The 9,681-nt window shown below is 66.3% G+C and carries 11 protein-coding genes; 3 read left to right on the forward strand and 8 right to left on the reverse strand.

Annotated elements, in window-relative coordinates; all coding sequences use genetic code 11:
* Positions 1–9 precede the first annotated feature (9 nt).
* The gene (locus tag ABZW16_RS30145) at positions 10–489 is read right to left on the reverse strand and encodes a hypothetical protein (RefSeq protein ID WP_354959467.1); all 480 of its coding nucleotides are present in this window, start codon (positions 487–489) and stop codon (positions 10–12) included.
* A gap of 562 nt (positions 490–1,051) precedes the next feature.
* On the opposite strand from ABZW16_RS30145, the gene ABZW16_RS30150 reads away from it, so the two are divergent.
* Positions 1,052–1,219, forward strand: coding sequence for a hypothetical protein (locus ABZW16_RS30150; protein WP_354959468.1), 168 nt, complete (start codon positions 1,052–1,054; stop codon positions 1,217–1,219).
* A gap of 102 nt (positions 1,220–1,321) precedes the next feature.
* Here ABZW16_RS30150 and ABZW16_RS30155 read toward each other — a convergent pair whose 3' ends face one another.
* The 7 genes from ABZW16_RS30155 to ligD all read right to left on the reverse strand — a co-directional run bounded on the left by ABZW16_RS30155 (position 1,322) and on the right by ligD (position 8,753).
* Entirely contained in the window at positions 1,322–2,092 is a 771-nt protein-coding gene (locus tag ABZW16_RS30155; RefSeq protein WP_354959469.1) for a MerR family transcriptional regulator, read from the reverse strand.
* 135 nt (positions 2,093–2,227) lie between these two features.
* Positions 2,228–3,751 carry an NAD(P)/FAD-dependent oxidoreductase gene (locus tag ABZW16_RS30160; RefSeq protein WP_354959478.1) on the reverse strand — a complete coding sequence of 508 codons (1,524 nt, stop codon included), beginning with the start codon at positions 3,749–3,751 and terminating at the stop codon, positions 2,228–2,230.
* 38 nt (positions 3,752–3,789) lie between these two features.
* Positions 3,790–4,704 carry a ferritin-like domain-containing protein gene (locus tag ABZW16_RS30165; RefSeq protein WP_354959470.1) on the reverse strand — a complete coding sequence of 305 codons (915 nt, stop codon included), beginning with the start codon at positions 4,702–4,704 and terminating at the stop codon, positions 3,790–3,792.
* 50 nt (positions 4,705–4,754) lie between these two features.
* Positions 4,755–5,660: an SDR family NAD(P)-dependent oxidoreductase gene (locus ABZW16_RS30170; protein ID WP_354959471.1), complete on the reverse strand. Its 906-nt coding sequence runs from the start codon at positions 5,658–5,660 to the stop codon at positions 4,755–4,757.
* Position 5,661: 1 nt separating this feature from the next.
* Positions 5,662–6,648, reverse strand: coding sequence for an alpha/beta hydrolase (locus ABZW16_RS30175; protein WP_354959472.1), 987 nt, complete (start codon positions 6,646–6,648; stop codon positions 5,662–5,664).
* Between the two features lie 99 nt (positions 6,649–6,747).
* Entirely contained in the window at positions 6,748–7,704 is a 957-nt protein-coding gene (locus ABZW16_RS30180) for a D-isomer specific 2-hydroxyacid dehydrogenase family protein (protein ID WP_354959473.1), read from the reverse strand.
* A gap of 89 nt (positions 7,705–7,793) precedes the next feature.
* On the reverse strand, positions 7,794–8,753 hold the full coding sequence (gene ligD / locus ABZW16_RS30185) for a non-homologous end-joining DNA ligase (protein ID WP_354959474.1): 960 nt from the start codon (positions 8,751–8,753) through the stop codon (positions 7,794–7,796).
* 112 nt (positions 8,754–8,865) lie between these two features.
* Between ligD and ABZW16_RS30190 the strand changes: the two genes are divergently transcribed.
* Together ABZW16_RS30190 and ABZW16_RS30195 are read left to right on the forward strand one after the other, a co-directional pair.
* The gene (locus tag ABZW16_RS30190; protein WP_354959475.1) at positions 8,866–9,306 is read left to right on the forward strand and encodes a MarR family transcriptional regulator; all 441 of its coding nucleotides are present in this window, start codon (positions 8,866–8,868) and stop codon (positions 9,304–9,306) included.
* The coding region (locus ABZW16_RS30195; protein WP_354959476.1) for an MFS transporter at positions 9,303–9,681 on the forward strand (379 nt) is incomplete at its 3' end. The genes ABZW16_RS30190 and ABZW16_RS30195, both read left to right, overlap by 4 nt.

Raw genomic sequence — 9,681 nt, forward strand, 5'->3', positions numbered from 1 at the left:
CCGCATCCGTCAGCCGATCGGCAGGCACGCCCACCCGAGACCGATCCCGATGCCGACGCTGACCAGGACCGACCCCTCGGACTCGGGTGTGTAATTGCCGCCGACGTACTTCGCGAGCATTACATGATCACCGGTCGTCGTGGGCTTCCAATCGAATTGCGCGATGAGCGCGACGCCGGTCGTCGGCGTGGCCTTGTTCACCGTCGGGGGGACACTGCCGAGCAACGTCCCGTTGTCCCAGAACTCCACTGGCGGAATGTTGTACCCGAGCCCGAGCGCGGAACTGCCCGAAACCGTTGCCTTCACCTGGACCGTGCAGCCGGTGACGGCTCGACCGGACAGCGTCACCGCCGTGGTGACATCCCCTGGCGCGCCGACGGCCGCACCGGAGGTCAGCAATGACCCGCCGACCACCGCGACGACCGCGGTGAAAACCGCGGCACCGGACCAGATACGACAAACAGTTGCACCAAGACTTGTGACGGCCACCTACGCCTCCTGCGCTCGCGAACCCGATCGACCGGTCCAGTGTCGATACAGTCTCGGCGCATCGCAAGCTCCGAACGACTTCGGCAAGCCGCGGTAGTGCGGCCGACCGGACCGGTCAGCGGGGGCCTCAGGACCACCGGGAGCCGCGATGGGCCGCCACGAAATCGCGGGCGGGTCTTACCGGTAGGCCGGGTCCGGGGCGGGCTCCTAGCGGGAGAGGAGGGTGCGGTGGCGCGGGTGATGGTCATTACCGCGGCGTGTTCGGCGAGTTCGGACCTGGTTGCCGCATGAGCTGATCAGGTCCTGAGGTCGATAGCACCACGCATGCGCACCACCGTAGTTACCCAGGATGTCCGATGAGTTGCGGACATGCGCCGGGCCCCGGTTCGAAGTAACGGTTGTGTTGCCATGAGCTCACCTGGCATTGATTCCTTCGGAATTGGGAATTCCTGCTCACACGTCCCGTGAGCGAACGAAGTGAGCGAACCATGCGGCAGCGCGCATCGCGCATGCCGTAGCCGAGCGCCAGCGAGGCGCAGGCATGAGCGGAATGAGGTGCCACATGAACACGGTGGTATGCGGCGACTGCTGGCGTCGCGAAAACTTGACGTTCGCACAGCGACTGGACCCGGCATTCATCCGGCCCGAATTCGCCTACCTGTGCGCGGAGCACCGGGCCTGTCGGGCCGAAACGCTCGGCCGCACCGACTTGCGGCAATCGGCGGCGTGAACACTCGAGACCTACCGCCCGCGATCGTGGCAAGCGCGTACTCGCCGCGCCGACTTCGTCGGGCTGCCATCCCCCATGCGGCCCAGCGCATTTCGCTGGCGGTCAGGGCGCGTCGGGCAATGAGCCGGTGCGGCCACGCTCGCGCTCCGCGGCGGTGGCGAGGTAATCGCCCAACTCGCGGCGCAGCGTGACATCGAGGGATCGGGCCAGGGTGGCATGCACCGAGGCCACGGCGAGTTCGCGCATCTTGTTGAGCATCGTTGTGGTGTCGGCGATTTCGCTGCTGGTCTCCGGCAGCCAGCCGGGTCCGTGCTCGTCGACGATGTGCCGTTTGGCGGCCGTGATCATGATGTGGGTGATGTCATCGATGTGATCGGCGACCTTGGCGTAGATCTCGATGAGCGTGCGCAGTTCCAGGCCGTATTCGTGTAATTCGGCGAAGGAGGTGAGCAGTGCGGTATCGGTGAAAGCGACGGTATCGCCGTCGATCCGCACCAGTTTCATCTCCGCGAGCCGGTCGACGAGTTCATCGGTGTCGGTGCCGAGAATGGTGCCGATGAGTTCGCGGGGGACCTCGAAGGTTTCCTCCTTGGCCCAGGTGGCCGTCACCGCGTGCTGTAGGCCGAGCACCTCGGTGAGGTCTTTGCCGGTCTCCCAGCTGGTGATGAAATCGGCGATATGGGCGGTGGTGAAGCCGCGCTGCAACAGCGCGTCGATCAGCCGCAGCCGCTCCAGATGCGAATCGTCGTAGATGCTCGCGCGCCCGTCCTTGCCGACCGGCGGCGGTAGCAGCCCGCGTTCCTGGTAGGCGCGCACATTCCGGGTCGTGGTGCCCGCGGCGCGGGCGAGATCATCGATCCGATACTCCGGCACCGATATCACCTCCCATAGCGAGTGCGCCGCGCTGCACCGGCGGCCCGGACACGGTCTTGGAACCGACCGAGTCTAACGATAGGGCCACCGCTGGCGATTGCTTGCAGGTCGCTCGGAACAACCAGCTGCCCGGCGCTAGGAAACCGCCGCGATCCGTGGCTTCGTGCGCGCGCTCACCGGCACGACGTGGTAGTCATCGAGGTGCACCGTCCGCAGCTGACCGACGTACTGGGTGGCGAAACCCGGATACATGGTCGCGTTGAACCCGTCCTCGGTGAGATACCAACTGCGGCAGCCGGAGTTCCAGGTGGTGCTGCCCAGCCGCCGCTGGATCGCGGCGTTGTAGCGGTCCTGCCGGTCCTGGCGCACATCGAGCATGCGCAGATTCCGGTCGAGGATGATGCCGATCGCGTGGACCAGATAGTCGATCTGGGCCTCCATGTACACCAGCGCCGAATTGTGTCCGGGCCCCGAGTTGGGCCCGAAGGTGAGGAACAGATTCGGGTAGCCGGATACCGCGATGCTCTTATAGGCATAGGCGCCGTGGCGCCATTCCTCCGCGAGCACCCGCCCGTCCCGGCCGACGACCGGAATGGGGGAGCCGGTCTTGGAGACATCGAATCCGGTGGCGAAGACGATGCAATCGGCCTGGTGCTCGACACCTTCCGCGGTGCGGATGCCGTGTTCGGCGATGCGGGCGATCGGCCAGGTGATCAGCTTGCAGTTATCGCGTTGCAGCGCCGGATAGTACTCATCGGTCATCAGCAGCCGCTTGCATCCGGCGCGGAAGTCCGGGGTGAGCTGGCGGCGCAGCCACGGATCCCGGACCTGCCTGCGCAATTGTGCCCGCCCGACAAGTTCGACCACCCGGGTCAGCGGGGTATTCCAGACCACGCCGAGCGCCACCGATTCGTGCCCGTAGAACCAGGCCAGGCGCGACAGCGATGCCGCGGCGGGCACCCGGCGGTAGAGCTGTTTGGTCAGCGGTGTGGTGCGCCGATTGATCCGGGGCAGCACCCATCCCGGCGTCCGCTGGAACACCTTGACCGAGGCCGCCTGCTCGACCAGTTCCGGAATGATCTGCACCGCACTGGCTCCGGTGCCGATGACCGCGACCTTCTTGCCAGTGAAGTCATAGTCGTGATCCCAACGGGCACTGTGGATCTTGTGTCCCCGGTAGTCCTCGATACCCGGAATATTCGGCAGACCGGCATTGGCCAGCGGTCCCGAGGCCAGCACCACGGCCCGCGCGCGAACGGTCTCGGCTCGGCCTTCGATCGTGATATCCCAGACTCCGGCGTCCTCGTCGAAGGCGATGCCGGTGACATTGTGGCCGAAGCGAAAATGCTTGTGCAGTCCGAATCGCGCGGCCATCGACTCGATATAGCGGAGGATTTCACTGCTGCCGGAATAGGTGTGCGACCAGTTCGGGTTCGGCGCGAAACTGTAGGAGTACAGCCGCGACGGAATGTCGCATGCCGCACCCGGATAGGTGTTGTCGCGCCAGGTTCCGCCGATCGCGGTGCCGCGTTCGAAGATCGCGAAGTCGCCGATTCCCCTTTGCTGCAGGCGAATCGCGGCACCGATACCGGCGAACCCACCGCCGATAATGGCGACGTCCACTGTGCGCCCAGCTGTCGTCCGGCCGCCATCCCTCATCGAATCGCTGCGCGATGCGGTATCCATCTGTTCGCTCCTCATGCGGCGGGCTCGTAGGTGAGTTCCTTGGACCAGGTGGGGTCCTTGCGCAAGAGCGCCTTCGGCACGCGTGCGGTGATCTTCACCAGTGCGTCGGCCAGCAGATGATAGGGGTGGCCCCGGTTGATCACCCAGCCGCCGTGCATCTTCACGATCTGGTACATCGGCAGCCTGCGCGCGAATTCGCTGCGCTCGCCGACATTGGCGTAGCGCTTGAGCGCGGTGTACAGCTTCTCCTCGTCGACGCCCATCTCGACAATGTTGTCGCGCATCTTGTTCAGTAGCGGCACATAGCTCAGCACGCCGATGATGAACGAGGGCTTGGCCCAGCCGCCGACCAGATCGATCAGCAGTTTGCGCATCTGCGCGTGTCCCAGCAGATCCATTACCGCGAAATCCACGGCCAGATGCCGGGATTCGTCGGCATTGATCTTCTTGAAGGCCTCCTGGCAGATCGGATCCTCGATCTCGTCCATGATGAACTTGATCAGCGCGCCGTCCAGGGCGACCTCCAGCATCGGGATCACCGTGCCGAGGAACGATAGCGACATATCGTCGGAGTACTGGTCCAGGAAGTCGATGACCAGTTTGACGTTCACATTCGGCTGCGGAATCTCATTGCCGTCGAGCATGCCCCAGCGCCGCATCAGCGCGAGTTCGGCATTGGCGTGCTTCTGCTCCTCGGCGTGGAAGTAGCGGTAGATCTCGCGCAGCGTCTCAGTGGGCGCCTTCTTCGCCATGGCGGCGAAACCGCGCGCGCCGACATTCTCGATCCACATCAGATCGGCCATGAACGGCTTCAGTTTGGCGTGCAGTTCGGGCGAGATCGTCTCCACGCCGGGGGCATCCCAGTCGATATCGGCCAGCGCCCACTGCCGATCCTTGATCTTGCGGAGCATATCGTCGAAGTCCATGCCGTACCGTTCTCTTGCGGGTCGCTCGGAAGGGCCAGCGTTCGCCATGGTCAGACTCCCGTCTTATCGGAGACCGCGGAGCGGTCCGTGGTGGTCGGGTTCTCCTGTGGCAGTAGCCGATCCAGGATGCCGAGGGCATAGGTGTACTGGGCGGGGAAGTAGCGCTTGAGCCGCCAGATGAGGTGGGCGTCCAGCTGCGGCAGCACATACAGCTGGCCGCGGTCATGGGCGTCGAGGGTGGTGCGCGCGACCCGGTCGGGGGAGAAGCCGGTCAGGCGCATGAGGGTGTCGGCCAGCCGAGCCGATTGTTCGGTAATACGGCCGTCGCGTGCCACATTGGTCTTGACGAAGGTCGGGCACAGCACGGTGACCGCCACCCCGGTGCCGCTCATTTCGGCGGCCATGGTCTCCGACAGCGACAGCACCGCCGCCTTGGACGCGTTGTAGACCGCCATCGAGGGCGCGGCGGCGAAGGCGGCCGCCGAGGCGACATTGATGATCCCACCGTGGCGGACGGCGCGCAGTTGCGGTGCGAAGATCTCGCACCCGTGCACGACACCCCACAGGTTGATGCCGAGCGCCCATTCCCAGTCGTCGAAACCGATCTCGCCGACATGCTTTCCGCCGATGCCGACGCCGGCATTGTTGACCACCAGCGTGACCGGGCGTTCGAACAGCGATTCGGCGAAGCGCGCGAGCACTTCCACGTCCTCGCTCCGGGAGACATCGCAGCGGAACGCGTATGCCGCGCCCGGGTGGTTGTGTTCGATGAGCGCGACGGTCGCGTCGGCGCGGGATTCATCGATATCGGCGCAGATCACCTGCCCACCGCGGGTGGCGATTTCGAGTGCGAAGGCCCGGCCGATGCCGCTGCCAGCGCCGGTCACCACCGCGCGTGCGCCGTGACTGCGGCGCGGCCGGATGCCGACCGGAATGAGCCTTTCCAGTCCGAACATATCAGCTCACCTTCTCCGTGACGGTATGGGAAATCAGTGCGGTACAAAGGAATTCGGCGGCCCGCCGCAATGCCCGGTCCGCCTCCGGCACCAGCAGCGGCAGCGCCTGGAAAACGTGCACCTGGCCCGGCCAGATCTCGAGTTCGCACGGGCCGCCCACCGTCCGCACCATCTCGTGCAGGTGTCGGGCATCGGCGCTGAGCATTTCGGCGCCTCCCGCCTGGATGAGCATCGGCGGCAGCGCCATACCCGGTGGCACGCGCAGCCGCAGGCGCGGTGCGTCGGCGGGCAGACCGCGGGTGTAGGCGTGCGGGAGTCGGCTGGCCGCGCGGGCCGAGATGACCGGATCCCGTTGCCGCCGTTCCTGTTCGGCGGCCAGCCCGAGGGTCAGATCGAGCAGCGGGGAGAACATCACGACGGCGGCGGGTTGCGGCCGGTTATGGCGTCCGTTCTCGAGCAGCAGATCCAGCGCCAGATGTCCGCCCGCCGAATCGCCGGCGATCGCCAGATCGTGTGCCGCGATACCGCGGTCGAGCAGCCAGCGGTATCCGGCCTCGACATCATCGGCGGCGGCCGGAAACCGATGTTCCGGCGCGAGCCGGTAGTCGGTGAGGAAGACCGGCAGCCCGGTCCTGCGCGAGAGCTGTGCGGCCAGTCCGCGATGGGTGCGGGCCGAACAGACCACATAGCCGCTGCCGTGGATGTAGTAGATGGCGCGCGGTCCGAAATCCACACCGGGGGCACGGACCCATTCGCCGCGGACAGTGCCGGATCTGACCTGGGTGACAGCCGTGCCCCGCGGCGCTGGGCCCGCCGTGGCCATGATCGTCGCGATCAGCTTGCGTGCGAACCACACTCCCGGTGCGTTCATGGGTACCGCATTGTTCAGCGGCCGCAGCCCGATCTCGCATGCCGTGGCAGCGAGCCTGGACCGCGCCGACGGCACCGTCGGAACGCCGGGGACCGAGGTCCTCGTTGACCTTGTCATGTTCTCAGCGTCATCGATGAATGTGCCAGTTGTCAATGGCACATTCAAAACAGGCTGATCACGATGGCGTCGGGGCCAGGCCCTGCATCGGCCGTGGTATCAGTAGCCGCGGTGTGGGTCGATCGGCGCGAGGAGATCTCGGCCAGCGATAAAACGGAGCACGTTCTCGCTCACGTGGTCGGCGAAGGCGGCGAGTCGCAGTTGCGGGGGATTCGAATCATGCGGGGTGACAATGGCATTCGGCAGCACCCAGAGCGGATGGCCGTCGGGCAGCGGTTCCGGATCGGTGACGTCGAGGCCCGCACCGCCGATCGCGCCCGCGGCCAGCGCGGCCACCAGCGCGTCGGTGTCGATCAGGCTGCCGCGGGCGACATTGATGATCCAGGATGTCGGCTTGAGGCGGGCGAGTTCGTCGGCGCCGACCAGATGGCGGGTGGCGGGGGTGGCCGGCGCGGCAATGACGACGTGGTCGGTGCGCGGCCAGACCCGGGCGAGCTGATCGGCCGGAATCGTTTCGACGGTGTCGGGGATGCCGGGGCCGGTTACCGGTGTGCCGGAGCGGTTGACCGCGACGACGTGCACACCGAGCGGAATGAGCATGGGGATCAGGGCGCGCCCGATTCCGCCCGCGCCGACGATCGCGACGGTCTTACCGTGCAGCGTGTCGACATGGGGAAAGAACTCCTGCTGCCGCCAACTCCCGGCGTGCAGATGTTCGGGCAGATAGCGCACCCCGGCGAGTAGCAGCATCAGTGCGTGTTCGGCCACGCTGGCGGCGAAAGCGCCTGCGGCGGAGGTGAATCGAATGTCGGGATGGCGGGCGAAGATGCCCGCGGTGAACCAGTCCTCGACACCGGCCGCCGGGAGCTGCACCCATTCGACGCTCTCGGGCAGTTCGTCCGGGAATTCGCGGGGACCGCCGGCCCAGATCAGCGCCCTGGCCTCCGCCAGATCCACAACGTTCGCGCCGCATTCGACCACCGCCTTGCGCAGCAAGGTCGGAGCGGGCATGGCCGGGCCGATCGCGATCGGAACCGGAACCTCGGCGGGGCTCATGGACGACCTCCTATCGCGGGCGAGACCAGGGAGCAGCGGCTGACTCCGAAGCGAACGGTAGCACCGGTAACTGCTGCGGCCGTCGGTTGTCAGTCCTGCTCGTCGAGGTCGACCGCCACGTTGTCGCGGTCGGCCCACTCCAGCAGTCGGTCGATGCGGAATACCGCGTCGTCGATGCCCGCGTGCAGATCACCGAATTCGGCGAAGCGCGCGGGGACGGTCTTCATGGTGAAATCCTGCGGTTCGATATCGGGTATCTCGTCCCAGCGGACGGGGGTGGATACCGTCGCCTCCGGGACGCCGCGCACTGAATAGGCGGCCGCGATGGTGTGGTCGCGGGCGTTCTGGTTGTAGTCGACGAACAGTAGGTTCGGATCGCGATCCCGGCGCCACCAGGTGGTGGTCACATCGTCGGGTGCGCGCCGCTCGACCTCGCGCGCGAAGGCAAGTGCCGCGCGACGCACCTCGGTGAAACCCCACTCCGGCGCAATGCGGACGTAGATGTGCAGGCCCTTGCCGCCGGAGGTCTTCGGCCAGCCGACCGCACCCAATTCGTCGAGCACCTCGTGGGCAACGCCCGCCACCCGCCGCACCCGCGACCACGGGCAATCCGGCATCGGATCCAGATCGATCCGCCATTCGTCGGGTCGCTCGGTGTCGGCGCGGCGGGAGTTCCAGGGATGGAATTCGACGGTCGACATCTGCACCGCCCAGATGACATCGGCCAACTTGTCCACGCAGAGTTCGTCCGCATGTCTGCCGTAGCGCGGGAAGAAGACCCGCACCGTCGGAATCCAGTCCGGAGCGCCCGCAGGCAACCGCTTCTGATGCACCTTGTCGCCCGCGAGCCCTTTCGGAAACCGGTGCAGCATGCAGGGCCGGTCCCGCAGCGCGCGGACGATGCCGTCCCCGACGCTCAGGTAGTACTGCACCAGGTCGAGCTTGGTCGCGCCGGACTCCGGGAAGTAGATCCGGTCCGGGTTGGAGATGCGGACGGTGCGGTCGCCGATATCGAGTTCGACAGCGGGCGACGCGGACTTACTGGCCACCTGTCCGACGATAACGGCTGCACGGTCCCATCGCGTGCATCTGCGTGATATGCAGCTCGAACTGAGCAGTTAGAACTGTACAGTTGAGACTGAATAAATTAGAGTCGTCGGCATGGCCGAGAAGATCTCCGAATCCGCCGTTCGGGCCGCTGCCGAGGTGCGGGTCGTCTTCGGCAGGCTGCGACGGCGCATGCGCGAACTGGCCGCCGATGACGACCTGACCCCGTCGCAGGCGGCCGTGCTCAGCCGCTTGGACAAGGACGGCGCGGCATCGACCAGCGATCTGGCCGCGGCCGAACGCGTGCGGCCGCAGTCGATGGCCATGACGGTCGCGGCGCTGGATCGGTACGGATTCGTCGAACGCCGCCCGGATCCCGCGGACGGGCGCAGGCAATTGCTGTCGTTGACGGCGGCTGGGCGCGAGCGGCTGCGGGGTGACCGGCAGGTGCGCCAGGAGTGGCTGGCTCGGACCCTGCAGCAGCGGTGTACGGAGGCGCAACGGCGCACCATTCTCGAGGCACTCGCATTACTGGACGATGTGGCGCAATCATGACCGCTGTCGAACAGCAGCACGCTGGACCATCCACTGGCACAACGGGATTCGATCGCGGGCTGATCGCGCCGATGATCCTCGGCTCGATTCTGAACCCGATCAACTCCTCGATGCTCGCGGTGGCGCTGGTGCCGATCGGGAAGGCGTTCGGCGCACCGCCGTCGCAGACCATCTGGCTGGTCTCGGCCCTCTACCTGGCGACCGCGGTCGGGCAGCCGGTCCTCGGACGGCTCGTCGACCGATATGGGCCACGCACCCTCTATCTGATCGGCACCGCGCTGGTCGGTATCGCGGGCGTGCTCGGTGCGCTCGCGCCCGGTCTCGGCGTCCAACAACATCACATAGAATGGGTGATTATTGGTCCAGAACAACCAT

It is taken from the genome of Nocardia sp. NPDC004604, assembly GCF_040609795.1.
Lineage (GTDB): Bacteria > Actinomycetota > Actinomycetes > Mycobacteriales > Mycobacteriaceae > Nocardia.